Source organism: Proteus sp. G2674, from assembly GCF_009915195.1.
Classification (GTDB): Bacteria; Pseudomonadota; Gammaproteobacteria; order Enterobacterales; family Enterobacteriaceae; genus Proteus; species Proteus mirabilis.
In genome coordinates this window covers 148,655-165,092 of sequence record NZ_JAABLS010000024.1, presented here as the reverse complement: position 1 = coordinate 165,092, position 16,438 = coordinate 148,655, and the positions used below count along the sequence as shown (strand labels likewise).

Sequence of the window (16,438 nt, the reverse complement as noted above, 5' to 3'; positions counted from 1 at the left end):
GTTTAATTTTTTGGCACCCTAGAGTTGAAATTTTGGGTTTTACATGCAGGGTGCCTTTCATAAGCATTATTATTTATGATAGGTGAGCATCAATTAATAAAAGATTAATTTTAGTCGTAAAATAGTAGGATAGACTGCTACACTAGGTAACAAAAATGAATATAACTAAATGATATTGAAAAATATTTATTCAGCTCAATAGGACTTTATATGAAGCTAGTTTCAGCGATATTATTAACTTTATTTTTTGTTTCAGGATGTTCGACATCACAGTCTGATATTGATAAATATGAGCAATCGAGTAAAGATGCGATGAAGCCAGATCCATATTCTGACAGCGTAATCAATACGATTAGACAGCACCAGAAGATCACCGTATGTAATAGTAAAATTGGTGGGTGCTATTGATTTAATACGGCACAGCTTTAAGGTTAAACAATATACTTTAGGATATTCTGTGCAATTAAAGACACAGATGCGTTACCATCAATAATAATGTCCGCACTTAGCTTTTCTCTTTCTGTCATTGCTGTATATGAGGGGCGTGAGTAGATTAAGTACTCTTCTAAATAATGAATAATATCATTTCTACTTTTCTCTTTATAATCACGCAGTATTCTTCTTGCTAATGCGATATCTAGTGGCGTATCAATAAAAAAAGCATAGTCGATTATCTGTTGTAGCGCTGGGTGAGATCTGGCAAAAGGATAATCCAAAATGATATGAGTATATTGAGACTCTTCTATCGTCTGATTAACTTGTTCAACAAATGGCTTTATATCCCATTCGCTATAATTACCACCTTGTTCTATCCACTCATCGAGATCTTCAGGTGCTGTAGGGCAGTCGAAATCATCAAAATGAAGGCATTTGCTTGATGGAAGCTTTTCTCTTATATAATGAGAAAGTGCTGTTTTGCCGCCACCTGCAATTGAGGTGATAGAGATAATTATAGGTGATTTTATAGAACTCATTGTTAGCTCATAATCAAAATAAAATTGTATAGGGTATTATATAGACTAATTTATATTAAGTATAATTTATTTATAGTATTCTGAATAAGTTCAGTTTTTAGAAAAACTTAATTAATTATAGTAAGAGGTAGGAATTAATAAACTATACTATATATTAATATAACTCAATAAGTAACATCGATTTTTTGATTATAAAATAAGCGGTATTATTTGTAAAAATAGTTATAATAACCAGAGTGATCACTTATTCTCACTAAGAGCATGAACGTTTACGCGTTAACATTATCCAAGGCAAACGTTTAGTTTTTATTTTTGAGTGAAACATACATCTTTCGACTTTTTTATTTAATTTTCTTTCTATTTCTGTGGGTTGGTTGATAACATCGTTTTTGGTACTGCCCTGTGTTTTTAATAGAAAAATTACAATAAAAAACAAAGAGATAAATAATAATATATACCGCACTTGATTTCTCCGGTTTATAAAAAGCATGGATTGTTGATAATTTTATATACAAAATTATCAACATGTATAGTAATAAATAAGAATAATTATATTTTTATAAATAATCTTAAAGTTATCTTAATAACTTTTTTTGTATCACAGTATAATATTAACAACAGTGTTATTTTAAGTATCGATTAAGCATACCTTCGAAAAGGGAATTCCATCGATATTCTATAGTGTTGATTGGTCTAGTGTAATTTGCTTTTGGTGGGAATTTTACTAATATGAGGGCTTAATATGCTTTTGATTTTTTTGTTTGCGAGTTTTTTAATATCTAATCAAGCAAAAAGAATAATTATTCTTGAATAAAGTTAAATAATATGTATAAGACATTATTTTTCTTTTATTGGTATAATAAATTCTGCAGATAAAGCCTGTTTTGCTTTGATGATATTTTTCTCATCTGAAAGATTAATGATTTTTTTATCCAATAAATTATAATTAGGTAGTAAACTTTGTGGCGTCATATTGAGAATAAATGCAATAGAAAACAAAAGTTCTACCGTGATTTTTATGTTACCATTTTCTATTCGAGAATAATGTTGCTGGCTTATCCCTAATCGATTTCCCATTTCTATGCCTGTTAGTCTTAACTCTTTTCTTCTTTGTTTTATTTTGTGTGCAATAGTGGAGTTTATCATGGTCATCTATTTTTTATAAGGTTATAAAGCATTATTTAAAAATAATTAACGTTTAGTTAACTACTATTAAATGTTATATATCTGTATTAATTTAGTACTGCTATTAATTCTACAGTCAGAAATACAATAACTATCACTTTTAGATCGATAGCGGTAAAATTTAACATAAATGCAAATTTTTAGTATTTATAACCAAAATTATCGATTATTCTTATATATTAATATCAATATAAAGTAATTATCAAAATGTTTTTATCGATCGATTTGTAATATAATGATAGCTTTCATCTATCAAATGAATGGTTACGATCGTCAATATCAATCATTTGATTGTTATTATCATAGCAACAATAAAGAAGAGAATATCTAAAATTATTATAATTATTTATTATTTTTTGAATGATAAATAGATTTAGGTGGTATGATTTTAGTAAGATAAGATAGAATTAAAAATAAGCTGTTTTTTAGTTTTTTTAAGATAAAACATAGGATGTCATCAATATGAATTTTTCTTACTGAAAAATAATAAATTAATACTAATTTAGTAAGAAACGAAAGTAAGCCATATAAATAAATTATTTCTATGGTCGTTGATATTACTAACAAAGCACCAATAAATATCTTTATTGGTGCTTTATACAAAGTTATTTCTACTTAACCGTCCAAGCTTCTGAGAAGTCGTGCTCTGAAAATAATTCAGCTAAGCCACTAATCTGTTTTAAACGTAGTACTTCATCTTGTGACATACCTAATTCATCACCAATCTTTTGGTCATTCCAACCTAATCTTGATAAATCTCTAACTATATCCGACATTGCTGCCACTTGATGTTGCCCTCTAGCCCGATTATGGCGAATAGTCGCTGCCATTTGGTCAGCCATAGTATGACTTTCAACATCAAGTATAGTAATAGGTAAATAGCCGTTAATTCGCTTGTTTAAGCTATTTTTTTTACTCAATAAATAACGATGGTAACCATCAACGACTTGCCATTGTGATGGTTTATTTTTGGATTGTTGAATAGGTAAGACAACAACAGGCTGAGTATAACCGTCTTTTACCAGAGACGTTTCTAGTAATCTCTTTTCTGTCGGAGACATGACATTGGGATTATAGTCATTAGCGATAACTTGTTGTTGCTTTATCCAAAGAACACAGTCAGTAGGTTCATTTTTAAATGGGCTTATTTGATGAAGCGATATTTTTATTTTATTGAGAGCTTCAATTTTTTGTTCATCATTTAGTTTTGCTAGGTACTCTTTTAAAACAGAAATTATAGTTTCAATGGTCATATTCACACCTTGCTAAATAAGTTGCCAGTCTTTTCGTTTTCCTTGTATTCGTTTGAAATATCGATCATAACAGTGTGATTTAGTAGGACTAAATGCTAATGTTCTACACCAAAAATCGTTACGCAAGATGGTCTTACAAATTCGTCGCCAAGAAGGTATCTGTTTAGTGCTAGTATCACCTTCTTGTGCATCAGGTATGCCATTTGGGTAATCTCGTTCGGCATACCAGCGAAGATAGACCGCTATTTTATTGCGATAATGTTCTGCTGTTTTCTCTGGTAAACTGGCTAATAAAAAGTGAGCATAAGATTTCCACGTATGATGGGAAGGTTTGCTAATTTGATGTCGCCCATAGAAACCTGATTTATTACGAGGATTCGTATATAACATTCCGGCATCAGCTCCACTCACTCGTTCACAAGCAAGACTCCATGTTTCAGGCTCTAGCACATGATATAACCATAGTCCCTTGCGTTGCTCTGGCCCAAAAGGTTCACAAATACGCATTTGACTTAAACTAACGCCCGCTTGGTGCATCAGATCATAAATAGGGTTATAGGGTAAATTGAAACGCGCTATATAAGTCCAGATATCTTTAACATGCCAATCATAAATAGGGTAGGCCATATAATAAAAGCCTTCTGCTGATGCCGTTGTCCAAGGAATATCATCGGCATAACGTAACTTTCGATTATTACTAATGGCAATAAATCGGTTTAAAGATTCATCCGCTCTTATACCTAGCAGGATAATCGAACTGCGATGATTACCGGTGATCCACTGGTTAAATGCAGGGGTAAAATCTTCAAAAAGCATATTAGGGTGATAAAAAGGGAAAAAGTGAGGGTCAGTTATCGCATCTTCTGGCGGTTGTCTTACCCATTTTTTACCTGGCTCCCATGCTGTCCATGTAGGTTCATATTGAGAAATGCCACTTTCAGTGGTGATAGGGAGTGCTATCCAGTAAAACTGTTCAATACAATCTTGGTAGATAGATTTCATTTTTATAATATGATCTATAGTCGCAGAATATTGAACTTCCCAATCAAGAAACATCACATTAAATTTTCTATGTTGTTTTCGCGCTTGTGCGGCAACAAGATGAAAAAGCGCAGTAGAATCTTTCCCTCCCGAAAAGGAGAGCGTGATTTGTTCAAAAGTATCAAATATCCACTGAACTCTCTCTTGAGCAGCTTCTAATACATTTTTCCCCAGCGCAATCTTACGTTTCAAAGACATAACTATCACCAAAATAGATTAGCTAATGTTAGTATTATCACTTAATCATATTTAGATGATAAAGGTAAGTATTAATTGTTAGTAATTATTAATTTTATTTTAATACAGTAGAGTAATTACTCTATTTAATTGTTTTTATTAAACTAACTGATTATGGAAAGATATTACTATATTATTTCAATATGGCGTTATGCTGTATAGATCTGTGATTATGCATTTTTGGTGGTTTTTTATACTACATATCAATTAGTTATGCAGTAAAATGTATAAAATAATCCAGCGTAAGGGCGGTTTACTATCTTTTATTTACTAAAAATAAAACAGATGAATAAGTTTGCTTATCATTAAGCTGAGGAAGAAGATTTCTTAACCGGTCAATCGGCGCTTTTCATGTCAATAACACCTTACTTAACCGTTAGAGTTTGATTTGTTTTTTTATTTAATTTCAATATGTTATGTTGTCTTGTTTAGATGATTACCTGTTTAACTATTCGTTATTTCCAGTTATTCGTGGTTTGTATAAATCATAGAATAATCATTTTACGACTAGGATTTTGTATGACACTAGACACTCACAATGGAGTTAAAGTATATACCCCTACAGCATTAAAACTTTATGACTGGTGGGTATTAAATATTTCTAACCGTTATGCATGGCGTTGTGATACAGATAAATATTTGCTACCTCATTTTAAAAATAATCTTGGTGAGAACCATATGGATATTGGTGTAGGAACAGGATTTTACTTAAAAAGAGCTTTAGCTAATATAAATAAAATAGCATTAACAGATCTTAATATTAATAGCTTAGATTATGCTAAAAAAAATATTGTTGATAATAAATTAACTTATTGCTTACAGCATGATATCTATCATAAATTTCCTAATGAATTCAATTCATCGTTTGACTCTATTTCTTTATTTTATCTATTACACTGCTTACCTGGCACAATGGAAGGTAAAAAGAAAGTGATAGAAAATATAAGTAAAATATTAACGGAAAAGGGTGTTTTATATGGTGCTACTATCTTAGGGGCTGATGTTGAACACAATTTTTTTGGTAATAAATTGATGTCTGTTTATAACAAAAAAGGTATTTTTAGTAACTATTCTGATTCGGCAGATGCTTTAGAAAAAGTATTATCTTGTTTTTTTTACGATGTATCTATTCATATTCAAGGAGTTGTCGCGTTATTTACCGCGAGAAATAAAAAATTATAAAAAAAGTAGTATAGTTTGAATAAATTGAAAATGTATCAAGAAGGCGTTACACCGTAGGAGATAAAGTTAGCCTCAGAGAATTAATTTATTTGATAGAATGACAACTATTTGATAAATAACAGTATTGTTTCTGGTATGTATCGCTTAAAGTAACCGAAAAAAGCTTAGTTATAAAATATAACTAAGCAAAACGGGGATAATCAAATCAAAGTGTATGTCCATTTAAGATGATCAAAAATGGATAAGCGTTAAATTATCTAACCATTGAGAATTAATCAACTAAAATTTACCAATTAATTGTAAATTAGATATTAATACTTAGTTGTTTTTACTTATTTAAGACGCTAAAAATATGTACAATACTAAAAATATTTATAAATAATTTATGTATTGATAATAAAAATAAGTAGCAACAATAATAATAACAATATAGTCGGGTTCTCTCTACATTTAGCATTGTTAAATAACAAATGTATAATAAATTATTTAACAGGCTGATGCCTTAATGTTAGAGATCGTGCGTTTAGTGACCAAGTTATATCTCATTTTATGAGATGACCGGACAATGAATAGAAAAGTGCTTATCGAGTATATACAGAAAACATATGCCGTAATCCCCGATTATTTATGGAGTAAGTACCCGAATTATGCGGTTTTCAGACATCATAATCATTCTAAATGGTTCGCTGTCATCATGGATGTCGCTGAAAACAAGCTATTTGATACGGGTAAAAATAATAAAGTCGATGTGATTAACTTAAAAGTACCGGTGCCTTTAGTGGGTGCTTTACGCTTAAAAAAAGCAGTTTATCCCGCTTATCATATGAACAAAGAGCATTGGATTTCTATTCGCTTAGATACAGATTTTGATGATGCTGAGTTAAAATCATTAATTTCTGAAAGTTACGAACTGACGCAGTGAAAGGCTTAATACTAATAATCAATAACAAGGTGAATATAATAAAAACTTATAGTTATAAATAGAATATGTTTAGAAAAAGCATCTATTTTTGATGATAATATGACTTGGAAAAAGCAAAAGTGCACCCATGTTAAAAATAACTTTATAACAGTTTTGAATCTGTGTTTCCTTAAAGTCATTGATAGCGTCAGGTGGAGTAAAGATGAACAAAGTGGTTTATAAAGTGAGTGGACTATGGAACGAAACGTCCTTTGTAAATCTATTTATTGCAACGAATGAAAAAGAAGTATTATCTGCAATTATACTATGGGCTCAGTTTAGTGGTGCAAAAGTGGATGATTTATCTATTGAGTATTATAGTTCCGTGCATTAACACAGTGTTAACTTATTGATTAATAACTTAATTATTACTAAATATCAATCAATTTAATCAGATAGCTAATATTTGCTGTAAGTATATTAGCTATTTGCTATTCATATCTATCAATATTGTGATATCAGTGGTTAACGGCTATCCTTTCTTTTAATAATATTTTACAAACTAATTAAATGATAAACATAGTAAAAGTAGCATTATGTTACTAAGATAAATTATGAGCATAGATTTATTAATCTGATTAGTCAGGTTAGGTGATTGTTTCATATGAGGTCATAGCCATGCCCAAAACTCGTATGAGTCTTAAACAAAATGATTTTACGCATAAAAAAATTATCGTAGGTATTAGTTCATGCTTATTAGGGGATAAAGTGAGGTTTGATGGTGGGCATAAATGTTGTCATCTTGCTGCTGATGAATTATCTGAGTTCTTTGAATATCAATCTACTTGCCCAGAAATGGCTATTGGTTTACCGACACCCAGACCAGCGTTACGATTAGTTCAGTCTAAGACTGGTGAAGTCAGGTTAAAATTTAGTAATGGAAGTGAAGGTGACTTAACCCAATTGATGAATGATTACTCTATCGAATATTTGAGGAGGTTTAATCAATTTAGCGGTTATATCGTGTGTGCGAAATCACCCAGTTGTGGATTAGAGCGTGTCCGGGTTTATGATCCAATAGGCAACGGCAATAAAAAATCGGGTACAGGCATTTTTACTGAAAATCTGAAAAGAATAATGCCGTGGTTACCTATAGAAGAAGATGGGCGGTTAAACGATCCCTATATTAGAGAAAATTTTATTACACGGGTGTTTGCGCTTAATGAGCTAAATCAATTAAAAATAAATAACTTTACTCGCCAGGCATTAATTGATTTTCATACAAGATACAAACTATTGTTATTAGCTCATTCACAACCGCTTTATCGGCAACTAGGGCGCTTTGTTGCTAACAATAAAGATTGGGATTCATTAGAGACTTTCTTTGTTGAATACCGTAATCGATTTATGGCTCTATTACAACATCAAGCCACACGTCGTAATCACACTAATGTTCTTATGCATGTGCAGGGATATTTTAAGCAAGATTTAACTTCTAAGCAGCGACAAGCATTAAGCCAATTGATCTTAGAGTATCGTCAAGGAATACAACCTTTATTGGCGCCATTAACATTAATTAATCATTACTTATCAGAATACCCAGATAATTATCTGAGTAAACAAAAATACTTTTATCCTTATCCTCAATCTTTAAGATTACGTTATGGTTTATGATATATTAATTCCACTACTGTATCTATTTTTATAGAAAGAAAATAACTATTTTTAATAAGTGAATTTTATATTTAAAGCAAGGGAAATAGGACTACTTTTTGTATTTAATGCTTTGTTAATGTAAGTTAAATTATAATATTTTGTAAAAGGATGTAAGTCAGACCGTTCTGTTTATATTTTATGTCAGTATTCTTTTTTTTATAAAAAGAGGCTGATATGTCTACAATGAAAACTGAAGTCGTTGTTATTCGTTTAACCAAACAAGAGCGAGCTGCATTAGATTCAATAAAAACGATGCCATTACTTGCAGATTGGCTAAAGGAGCTAGCCCTTTCCAAGTGGAAGGATCAGGTATTACAATTAGAACAATCTAAAAATGGGCATAGTAATTAATGAAATACGAGGGTAACAATAAACAATCTTAACTAAAACCCTCGATAAAAAATTATTGAATAGATTGTTAGCGATTCTATTTCAATCAGTTAAGTTATTAGTGTTATCAACTTGCTGATTGCAAAAAGAAAGCCCAATGTGGCGGCATTGGGCTTAGTGTCTCAAATAGATGGGTATATAAAAACTATTAGAGAACTCTTTTACTTTAATTCAAATTTATTTATAGAATTAACAATAAGTGCTTTTTGATAGAAGAATAGTGATGTTCGTATAAAATATGAGCATTTTTATCTTATCCTGTTTTATAGTCTTAAGTTAGACCAATTTCATGCAATAGTGTGTCGATATCCTACTTTTTTGTAGTTTTATGTTAATTTTTACTTGATATCGCTCTTGTTTTTCACATAAAGAGTATGACAGTGACAGCAATTTAAGGGAGACTTAAAAGTAGTATGACACTCATCACTCATTGATAATGGAAGGTAGGTAATATGTTTCCAGAATATCGTGATTTAATTGCTAAGCTTCGTCAAACTGATCCCCATTTCCGTGCCCTGTTTGAACAACATAATGAACTTGACCATAAAATTGTACGCTTAGAACACCGAGATAGGCGAGGATATGGAGAAGAAGTTGTTGAATTAAAAAAACAAAAATTACGTCTAAAAGAAGAAATACATCAGATCTTAAAAAATCCCCCAGAAGATGAGTAGCACAAATAAGTACTGTATGTAATTAATAAAATTAAATAGAAATAATAAAAGAAGGCCATATAGCTAATGGCCTTCTTTTATTATGGTTTAAAGGTAATATTTCTCATGATATTTATATCTTTTGATTGTTTTGTGAATAAGAACTAAAAATTTTAATACTGTTTATATGTTTTTATTTTATACTGCATAAAAATATTTAATTTAGTTAAGTTGTATAGTTAAATTTTATTTAGGTTTTTATAAAGAGATGTTTTTTATAAATATACCAGTTTTAGTTGTTAATTATTATTTTTTTATCTGATGCTCATAGAGAAATATAATGGCAATTAAGATTATCCTTATCCTAATTTTAAATTTCTTTGCGATAATAAAAATTCAAGACGCAGGTATCATTTTTTTATTAATTACAAAATATAGGATATTTATGAAAAATATTATTTTAGCACTAGGTTTATTATCATTATCTTCTGTTGCTGTTTCGGCTGAATTAACAAAATCTTGCGAAGATTATTTTAAAGAAACTGATGCCTATGTCGCATTAATGGAACAAAATGATGCAACTAAAGCACAAGCAGAAACAATGAAAGCGCAATATGCTCAATCAAAAGAACAATTTGCTGCATTACCTAAAGATGTTCAAGAAAGCACCTGTAAACAAGCTTTAGATTCTTTAGAGCAAATGAAAAAAATGTCTGCTGGTCAATAAAAAATAGATTTAATTAAAGTCTTATGTTTAGCGAATAATAAGGCTTTATTTTTATTTCAAATTTAAAATTATCCAATGTAACAATGACCATATAATAACCAGTGTTATTATATGGTCATCTTAATATTATTTTAATATAAACTATTTCTTTCTTGTTTTTTTGTGGAAATATTTCTTTTTTACTTAATATTACAATCTCTAATCAAGATAATTATCCCGCCATAACTCATCTATTTGTATTATTATTTTATATATTTTTGTTACTTGAATAAAGAATGCTTTTTATATGAAATAATTGTAATTCATTTTGTCGTCTATAAATTTTATGGAATAATTATTTACATCTATTTATTGCTCCTATTTAAGATATGAATTGGTCTTTTATTCTAATTTTAGCTCTATTTGTAGTTGTTGGTTGTGTTGATAAAGAGAGGAATACATCTGGCTCTATAGAAAAGGTGGCAACAGAGACAGCCACTCCTACTGTTCAATATCACCACGATGAAAGTCGTTATCCCACATTTATGTTATCAAAACAATCTCGTTTTGAAATGCAAGCCAAGGAGGAAAAACAGAAATTCAATCAATTATTTAAATTTGGATTTGAAGAGCCAATCACATCTACTAATAGCGAATATTCCTATAAAAAGGAACAACGTATAAGAAAGAATGATCAGTCAATGATTATTCTGCCAGAAGCGATACCTGTATGGAATAAAGATAAACAAGAAGTTGAAGTTAAGTGGAGCTACAGACCAAAATATGTTTTTGATGCATATTAAATTTAACCTTTATGTTTTAGGAAGACTATGCGCCCAATTTTTTTGTTAATACCATTTATGTTTTTAATTGGCTGTACCGAGCAAATAAGTGTCGGAATTGGCACTTCTAGAACGCATAATATAGGATATCCGGTTTGTTCAACATTAGTTTGTGGAAAGAATACGCGAACAGTTGAAGAACAAAAGGCAATTAATGAAGCGGTGCATGAACAGCAAAGAGCTATTATGCGAGGAGAAAAACCAGATTTAAAAATTATTGCCTCATATTAAATAATACCATCAAGGAGAGTCTATTTTTTGTCCTTGATGGTATAGTCAATATAAGCGCTAAGCTAAGATAGCGATGTTATGTTGTTTATAATAAATTTTACTCTTTGGTTAACATCGGCTTTGGGTAATTCAATTAAGGTATAATTATACTGTCTATATATCGCCAGCATCGCTTGATAAGTTGCTATGGCTTCATCAAATGTCTGTTGGCGCTCTTTATCTTGTAAGTAAATTTCTTTCCATGGCGGAGCAATAAACACGGTTGTAGAATATCTGTATAGCCTTATTGCGTTTTCAAGATGTTGGGGAATAGGGCGCTCACAAAAGTGTAAATAACCTGCTATATCCGGTATGCCTCGGTCATAAAAATAAGGTTTGCTGTTATCATCTATATTGGATGCATCATGCCATGATCGTAGCTCCCAGCTTAACATTAACTCAGCAAAAGCGATCGGATCAATCCAAGGAAGGGCTGAACCACCAATATGACTTTGATCTTGAATAATGGCTCTACCTGCTTCTATTGAGCAAGAGTAGCCATTTCTTCTTAACTTATTGATAATAGTGCTTTTACCAGAGCCTGGACCTCCGGTTAAAATAATACGGCAAGGTTTTTGGGACATAGTAATTCCTTAAATAATATATTTTGACTTTAAATGATTGAGGGCTGAATGCAGAAATTTTCAGAGGGAGAAAGGCGAAAAATAAGCAGTGTTAGCAAAGAAAGAGAACAAGTAAAGGAGGACAAGATATTACAATTATAATCGAAAAGAGAAAATATCAAAATAAAGCCGCATTAAAGATCAATCAATATCTATCGACCTCTTTTATAACTTATCAGGTTACTTTGTATTGCTATTTTAATAACTAATACGCATTTATGCAGATTTAAGCACATAAATCCAAATAGAAACACTATCTGGTCATTGCAAGCTAAATAGATTACTTTTATTATATAATATATATGTTTTATTATAATTCGTATATAAGGGTTAAGTGTGGGTATTGTAAAAATTTCTGATGAGCTACATGAGTATCTTCGTAAAGCGAGTAATGTGATGTCTCGATCAGTTAATGCACAAGCAGAGTTTTGGATAAAAATTGGTATTCAAGCAGAATTAAATCCAGAAAAAACGTTTCCAATGATTATTAATGAAATGTTAGAAAAAGAAGCAATAAAACAAGAGCATAAGTAAATATAAAGGAGATTAATATGGATAAAATTACGATTAAAACCCCTGAGGAAATTGAATTAATGCGTGAATCAGGTCGTTTATTAGCCCAAGTTTTTACAATGCTTGATGATTTTATTGTGCCAGGTGTTTCTACATTAGAAATTAACGATAAAGTAGACGATTTTATTACTCATGATCTGCAATCGAGACCTGCAAGCAAAGGGCAATATGGCTATGAATATGTACTTAATACTTCAATTAATGAGGTAGTATGCCATGGTGTTCCTAAAGCCGATGAGCTATTAAAAAGTAAAGATATTATTAATGTCGATATTACACTAGAAAAAAATGGTTTTATTGCTGATTCTAGCAAGATGTATGTCATGCCAGATGCCTCACCTATAGCAAGAAGATTAGTCAAAACAACTTACCAAGCGATGTGGGAAGGTATCAAAGAAGTTAAACCTGGTGCAACACTCGGTGATATCGGTCATGCAATCCAAAGCTTTGCACAAAGTCATGGGTATAGTGTTGTAAGAGAGTATTGTGGACACGGGATTGGTCGAGAAATGCACGAAGCCCCTCAAGTATTACATTATGGTATTCGAGGACAAGGTGTTGTACTAAAAGAAGGGATGACCTTTACCATTGAACCGATGATTAACCAAGGTGGACACAAAATAAAAACCAAAAAAGATGGTTGGACTGTAGTCACTCGTGATAAAAAATTATCGGCACAATCAGAACATACTATTTTAGTTACTGCTGATGGGTATGAAGTACTCACTTTGCGTCCAGAAGAAACACTTCCATAATATGTTAATTTATATCTATCTAATTTTTGATGCAAAAATTATGATATAAATTTATATTATTTTAATAGCTAGAAATATTATTTTTAGCTATTTTTCTATTTATATATTGATATTTAATTTTATTATTTCTATTGTATTTTTTAGATAAATAACTATATTTATATACCACAAGTGCTGTATAAAAAAACAGTGTGATCATATAGTGTATTTTAGAAAGATAAACAGGATGTTTATATGCAAAAAATATCAAAACTAATGGAAGCCTGGGGCTCATGGGTTGTAAATAATAATTTATATATCAATACATTAACAATAAATAAACGTGAAAATGTGCCAATACGTGTTAAATTAAGAAAAGCCTGTACTGATCGCCAAGGCATCATAGTCTCGGTATGTATGAGTAAACTACTAAAAAATCATAAAAAAGATTATGAATTACTAGTCGATTATTATGTATTTGGACAAACATTTATTCAATTAGCACAAGCGCATCGATGCTCTGATACTTATATTGGAAAAAACTCAAAAAAGCAGAAGGCATTGTGGAAGGGATGTTAATTATGGCCGAATTAATATTTATTATTGAGAAAAATGAAAATAGTACTTTACGATCGTAATTTAAGGCTTATTCTAAACAAACTGATAGCAAATAAAGAATTGCAATAATATTGTTTATTGCAGTTTATCTAATGAGTTCAACATTTGCTAATAGGATGTTAGCAATTTAATTAAGTGTTTTTAACCCCAAGGAGTGGATGTATGTCAACGAAATATCCTATCGTTTTAGTTCATGGTTTAGCTGGTTTTAATGAAATTGTTGGTTTTCCCTACTTTTACGGTATTGCAGATGCCTTAAGGCAAGATGGGCATCAAGTTTTTACCGCTTCTCTTTCTGCCTTTAATTCAAATGAAGTGCGTGGCAAGCAGTTGTGGCAATTTGTCCAGACTCTCTTACAAGAGACACAAGCGAAAAAAGTGAATTTTATAGGTCATAGCCAAGGGCCATTAGCTTGTCGTTACGTTGCGGCTAATTATCCTGATAGTGTTGCTTCGGTAACTTCAATTAATGGTGTAAATCATGGTTCAGAAATAGCCGACTTATATCGACGCATTATGCGTAAAGACAGTATCCCAGAATATATTGTCGAAAAAGTATTAAATGCGTTTGGTACTATTATCTCAACATTTTCTGGTCATAGAGGCGATCCTCAAGATGCTATTGCCGCATTAGAGTCTTTAACAACAGAGCAAGTCACCGAATTTAATAACAAATACCCACAGGCATTACCTAAAACCCCTGGTGGTGAAGGTGATGAAATCGTCAATGGGGTTCATTACTACTGCTTTGGTAGCTATATTCAGGGATTAATTGCTGGGGAAAAGGGAAATCTACTTGATCCTACTCATGCGGCAATGCGTGTGTTAAATACATTCTTTACTGAAAAACAAAATGACGGCTTAGTTGGTCGCTCGAGTATGCGATTAGGCAAATTGATAAAAGATGATTATGCGCAAGATCATATTGATATGGTTAACCAAGTTGCAGGGTTAGTGGGTTATAATGAAGATATCGTTGCTATTTATACTCAGCACGCTAAATACTTAGCGAGTAAGCAACTTTAATCATGATAAGTAGTCATACTTTGTATACTATTTTGTATGCTCTATAGTTATATGATAGATAGTTATATGATAGATAGTTATATGATAGCAAGGTGGCGTAAATTATTATAGCCACCTTTTTTATTAGATGAAAATATCGAACTAGCGTTGTTTATACACAGATATAGCAATGTGATAACCCAATAGGTAAAGCGCTTGCTCTAGGCTATCGATTTTTGAAGTTTGATTGATATCGAGTAAACGCTCAATTTGGGCGCTATTTAGATTCATTTTTCTTGCCAGATCTGCCTTTTTAGTTTTTGTTGTTAACATGGCATTATGTAATGCGATTTTTAAGCAACTAATAGGGGGAAGATAAACAATAAAATCCCCTGATTGAGGCTCAGAAGGCATAGGGATCGGCATTTTACTCGAAATAAACTCTTCAAGTCCTACATGTAAAATATCTGAGGCTTCTAGTTCAATATCATCTTCTGTATATGCCACTGCATGTATATTGTCAAAATCACGATAAGTAATCTCGTAAGTTTCACTTTCTTCGTCAAAATGGGATGTTGCTGGATAATTGAACATAAATTGCCTAATTAATTTTAAAATTTATGCTCATGATTAAAGCATATTTAGCGGCTTTTATCTGTAATTCTTTACGCACCATCAGAATAGCAAGATCTCAAACGGGTTTTATCTTTAGAAAAAAAAAGGCTATTGTGTCAGTTGTTATAGTATGCCTGAAAAAGGGGAGCTTTATGTATCCAGTTGACTTACATGCACATACCATTGCGAGTACACATGCTTATAGTACGGTTAGCGAATATTTTCAACAAGCTAAAAAGAAAGGGATTAAGCTATTTGCGATTACAGATCATGGTCCCGATATGGATGACGCTCCTCATGAATGGCATTTTTCAAATTTGCCGGTGATCCCCAGAATGGTCGATGGTGTTGGTATTCTTTATGGCATCGAAGCAAATATCAAAAATATAAAAGGTGAAATCGACTGTACTGAGAAGATGAGTAAAAAATTAGATATTGTACTCGCTGGTTTTCATGATCCTGTTATGGGATCACTAGGTATGGTTGATAATACTAAAGCGCTTATTGCAACAATAAGTAGTGGTTTAGTACAGGTGATCACCCATCCGGGAAACCCTAAATATCCTATAGATATTAAGGAAGTCGCAAAGGTTGCTGCTGAGTTCAATGTTGCATTAGAAATGAATAATTCTTCTTTTATACATTCTCGAGTAGGCAGTGAGAAAAACTGCATTGAAATAGCGAAAGCGGTGCTTGATGCCGGAGGTTTAATTGCGCTTGGCTCCGATTCACATATTGCATCATCTTTAGGGAATTTTGAGCGAGTATTAGAAGTATTGGCGGAGATCCAATTTCCACAACAGAAGATATTGAACACATCACCAAGAAAGGTGCTTGATTTTTTACAAACTCATGGCAAAAAAGAGATCACAGAGTTTCAATATTTTTGAGATAGTGAAAAAGCTTAAAAGCTAGCATTA

At 31.4% G+C, this 16,438-nt stretch carries 21 protein-coding genes; 15 read left to right on the top strand and 6 right to left on the bottom strand.

The window, feature by feature from the left end; translation table 11 throughout:
- Positions 1–210: 210 nt before the first annotated feature.
- Positions 211–408, top strand: coding sequence for a hypothetical protein (locus tag GWI58_RS11690; RefSeq protein WP_004242521.1), 198 nt, complete (start codon positions 211–213; stop codon positions 406–408).
- A gap of 23 nt (positions 409–431) precedes the next feature.
- Here GWI58_RS11690 and GWI58_RS11685 read toward each other — a convergent pair whose 3' ends face one another.
- From GWI58_RS11685 to GWI58_RS11670, 4 genes are all read right to left on the bottom strand, one after another.
- The gene (locus GWI58_RS11685; RefSeq protein WP_110229305.1) at positions 432–974 is read right to left on the bottom strand and encodes a hypothetical protein; all 543 of its coding nucleotides are present in this window, start codon (positions 972–974) and stop codon (positions 432–434) included.
- Positions 975–1,811: 837 nt separating this feature from the next.
- Entirely contained in the window at positions 1,812–2,126 is a 315-nt protein-coding gene (locus GWI58_RS11680) for a helix-turn-helix domain-containing protein (protein ID WP_026090443.1), read from the bottom strand.
- A gap of 644 nt (positions 2,127–2,770) precedes the next feature.
- Positions 2,771–3,412 (bottom strand): IbrB-like domain-containing protein, encoded by a 642-nt coding sequence (locus GWI58_RS11675; RefSeq protein ID WP_004247912.1) that lies wholly within the window; start codon positions 3,410–3,412, stop codon positions 2,771–2,773.
- A 12-nt stretch (positions 3,413–3,424) separates the two neighbouring features.
- Positions 3,425–4,651 carry a phosphoadenosine phosphosulfate reductase gene (locus GWI58_RS11670; RefSeq protein ID WP_049210503.1) on the bottom strand — a complete coding sequence of 409 codons (1,227 nt, stop codon included), beginning with the start codon at positions 4,649–4,651 and terminating at the stop codon, positions 3,425–3,427.
- Positions 4,652–5,209: 558 nt separating this feature from the next.
- Between GWI58_RS11670 and GWI58_RS11665 the strand changes: the two genes are divergently transcribed.
- From GWI58_RS11665 to GWI58_RS11635, 9 genes are all read left to right on the top strand, one after another.
- Positions 5,210–5,872, top strand: a complete 663-nt coding sequence (locus GWI58_RS11665) for a class I SAM-dependent methyltransferase (protein ID WP_004242528.1) — start codon at positions 5,210–5,212, stop codon at positions 5,870–5,872.
- Positions 5,873–6,437: 565 nt separating this feature from the next.
- Positions 6,438–6,794, top strand: a complete 357-nt coding sequence (locus tag GWI58_RS11660; protein ID WP_110229303.1) for an MmcQ/YjbR family DNA-binding protein — start codon at positions 6,438–6,440, stop codon at positions 6,792–6,794.
- A gap of 202 nt (positions 6,795–6,996) precedes the next feature.
- Positions 6,997–7,167: a hypothetical protein gene (locus tag GWI58_RS17725; protein WP_004242531.1), complete on the top strand. Its 171-nt coding sequence runs from the start codon at positions 6,997–6,999 to the stop codon at positions 7,165–7,167.
- Between the two features lie 284 nt (positions 7,168–7,451).
- Positions 7,452–8,447, top strand: coding sequence for a YbgA family protein (locus GWI58_RS11655; RefSeq protein ID WP_110229302.1), 996 nt, complete (start codon positions 7,452–7,454; stop codon positions 8,445–8,447).
- A gap of 216 nt (positions 8,448–8,663) precedes the next feature.
- Positions 8,664–8,840 carry a hypothetical protein gene (locus GWI58_RS17720; RefSeq protein ID WP_187357459.1) on the top strand — a complete coding sequence of 59 codons (177 nt, stop codon included), beginning with the start codon at positions 8,664–8,666 and terminating at the stop codon, positions 8,838–8,840.
- Positions 8,841–9,331: 491 nt separating this feature from the next.
- Entirely contained in the window at positions 9,332–9,553 is a 222-nt protein-coding gene (locus tag GWI58_RS11650) for a YdcH family protein (protein ID WP_004242534.1), read from the top strand.
- 319 nt (positions 9,554–9,872) lie between these two features.
- Positions 9,873–10,259, top strand: coding sequence for a DUF5339 domain-containing protein (locus GWI58_RS11645; protein WP_237611696.1), 387 nt, complete (start codon positions 9,873–9,875; stop codon positions 10,257–10,259).
- A 368-nt stretch (positions 10,260–10,627) separates the two neighbouring features.
- On the top strand, positions 10,628–11,041 hold the full coding sequence (locus GWI58_RS11640; protein WP_094959113.1) for a hypothetical protein: 414 nt from the start codon (positions 10,628–10,630) through the stop codon (positions 11,039–11,041).
- Between the two features lie 27 nt (positions 11,042–11,068).
- Positions 11,069–11,311: a hypothetical protein gene (locus tag GWI58_RS11635; protein ID WP_110229301.1), complete on the top strand. Its 243-nt coding sequence runs from the start codon at positions 11,069–11,071 to the stop codon at positions 11,309–11,311.
- 62 nt (positions 11,312–11,373) lie between these two features.
- Here GWI58_RS11635 and GWI58_RS11630 read toward each other — a convergent pair whose 3' ends face one another.
- A complete protein-coding gene (locus GWI58_RS11630) occupies positions 11,374–11,934 on the bottom strand; it encodes an AAA family ATPase (RefSeq protein WP_110229300.1) in 561 nt (186 codons plus the stop codon).
- A gap of 375 nt (positions 11,935–12,309) precedes the next feature.
- On the opposite strand from GWI58_RS11630, the gene GWI58_RS11625 reads away from it, so the two are divergent.
- From GWI58_RS11625 to GWI58_RS11610, 4 genes are all read left to right on the top strand, one after another.
- On the top strand, positions 12,310–12,507 hold the full coding sequence (locus GWI58_RS11625; RefSeq protein ID WP_004242542.1) for a ParD-like family protein: 198 nt from the start codon (positions 12,310–12,312) through the stop codon (positions 12,505–12,507).
- 17 nt (positions 12,508–12,524) lie between these two features.
- Complete coding sequence (gene map, locus GWI58_RS11620; protein ID WP_004242544.1) at positions 12,525–13,301, top strand: type I methionyl aminopeptidase; 777 nt, start codon at positions 12,525–12,527, stop codon at positions 13,299–13,301.
- 234 nt (positions 13,302–13,535) lie between these two features.
- A complete protein-coding gene (locus GWI58_RS11615) occupies positions 13,536–13,859 on the top strand; it encodes an antiterminator Q family protein (RefSeq protein WP_237611695.1) in 324 nt (107 codons plus the stop codon).
- Between the two features lie 201 nt (positions 13,860–14,060).
- Positions 14,061–14,924 carry a lipase family alpha/beta hydrolase gene (locus GWI58_RS11610; protein ID WP_004247922.1) on the top strand — a complete coding sequence of 288 codons (864 nt, stop codon included), beginning with the start codon at positions 14,061–14,063 and terminating at the stop codon, positions 14,922–14,924.
- Positions 14,925–15,065: 141 nt separating this feature from the next.
- Here the strand turns inward: GWI58_RS11610 and GWI58_RS11605 are convergent, their stop codons facing one another.
- Positions 15,066–15,497: a hypothetical protein gene (locus GWI58_RS11605; RefSeq protein ID WP_094959114.1), complete on the bottom strand. Its 432-nt coding sequence runs from the start codon at positions 15,495–15,497 to the stop codon at positions 15,066–15,068.
- A 173-nt stretch (positions 15,498–15,670) separates the two neighbouring features.
- On the opposite strand from GWI58_RS11605, the gene GWI58_RS11600 reads away from it, so the two are divergent.
- Complete coding sequence (locus tag GWI58_RS11600; protein ID WP_110229299.1) at positions 15,671–16,408, top strand: phosphatase; 738 nt, start codon at positions 15,671–15,673, stop codon at positions 16,406–16,408.
- Positions 16,409–16,438: the final 30 nt, after the last annotated feature.

What these genes read in the sequence shown, in the direction of transcription:
- GWI58_RS11690 (WP_004242521.1), top strand. Translation starts at nt 211, where the DNA reads ATGAAGCTAGTTTCAGCGATATTATTAACTTTATTTTTTGTTTCAGGA.
- GWI58_RS11685 (WP_110229305.1), bottom strand. Translation starts at nt 974, where the DNA reads ATGAGTTCTATAAAATCACCTATAATTATCTCTATCACCTCAATTGCA.
- GWI58_RS11680 (WP_026090443.1), bottom strand. Translation starts at nt 2,126, where the DNA reads ATGACCATGATAAACTCCACTATTGCACACAAAATAAAACAAAGAAGA.
- GWI58_RS11675 (WP_004247912.1), bottom strand. Translation starts at nt 3,412, where the DNA reads ATGACCATTGAAACTATAATTTCTGTTTTAAAAGAGTACCTAGCAAAA.
- GWI58_RS11670 (WP_049210503.1), bottom strand. Translation starts at nt 4,651, where the DNA reads ATGTCTTTGAAACGTAAGATTGCGCTGGGGAAAAATGTATTAGAAGCT.
- GWI58_RS11665 (WP_004242528.1), top strand. Translation starts at nt 5,210, where the DNA reads ATGACACTAGACACTCACAATGGAGTTAAAGTATATACCCCTACAGCA.
- GWI58_RS11660 (WP_110229303.1), top strand. Translation starts at nt 6,438, where the DNA reads ATGAATAGAAAAGTGCTTATCGAGTATATACAGAAAACATATGCCGTA.
- GWI58_RS17725 (WP_004242531.1), top strand. Translation starts at nt 6,997, where the DNA reads ATGAACAAAGTGGTTTATAAAGTGAGTGGACTATGGAACGAAACGTCC.
- GWI58_RS11655 (WP_110229302.1), top strand. Translation starts at nt 7,452, where the DNA reads ATGCCCAAAACTCGTATGAGTCTTAAACAAAATGATTTTACGCATAAA.
- GWI58_RS17720 (WP_187357459.1), top strand. Translation starts at nt 8,664, where the DNA reads ATGTCTACAATGAAAACTGAAGTCGTTGTTATTCGTTTAACCAAACAA.
- GWI58_RS11650 (WP_004242534.1), top strand. Translation starts at nt 9,332, where the DNA reads ATGTTTCCAGAATATCGTGATTTAATTGCTAAGCTTCGTCAAACTGAT.
- GWI58_RS11645 (WP_237611696.1), top strand. Translation starts at nt 9,873, where the DNA reads ATGGCAATTAAGATTATCCTTATCCTAATTTTAAATTTCTTTGCGATA.
- GWI58_RS11640 (WP_094959113.1), top strand. Translation starts at nt 10,628, where the DNA reads ATGAATTGGTCTTTTATTCTAATTTTAGCTCTATTTGTAGTTGTTGGT.
- GWI58_RS11635 (WP_110229301.1), top strand. Translation starts at nt 11,069, where the DNA reads ATGCGCCCAATTTTTTTGTTAATACCATTTATGTTTTTAATTGGCTGT.
- GWI58_RS11630 (WP_110229300.1), bottom strand. Translation starts at nt 11,934, where the DNA reads ATGTCCCAAAAACCTTGCCGTATTATTTTAACCGGAGGTCCAGGCTCT.
- map (WP_004242544.1), top strand. Translation starts at nt 12,525, where the DNA reads ATGGATAAAATTACGATTAAAACCCCTGAGGAAATTGAATTAATGCGT.
- GWI58_RS11615 (WP_237611695.1), top strand. Translation starts at nt 13,536, where the DNA reads ATGCAAAAAATATCAAAACTAATGGAAGCCTGGGGCTCATGGGTTGTA.
- GWI58_RS11610 (WP_004247922.1), top strand. Translation starts at nt 14,061, where the DNA reads ATGTCAACGAAATATCCTATCGTTTTAGTTCATGGTTTAGCTGGTTTT.
- GWI58_RS11605 (WP_094959114.1), bottom strand. Translation starts at nt 15,497, where the DNA reads ATGTTCAATTATCCAGCAACATCCCATTTTGACGAAGAAAGTGAAACT.
- GWI58_RS11600 (WP_110229299.1), top strand. Translation starts at nt 15,671, where the DNA reads ATGTATCCAGTTGACTTACATGCACATACCATTGCGAGTACACATGCT.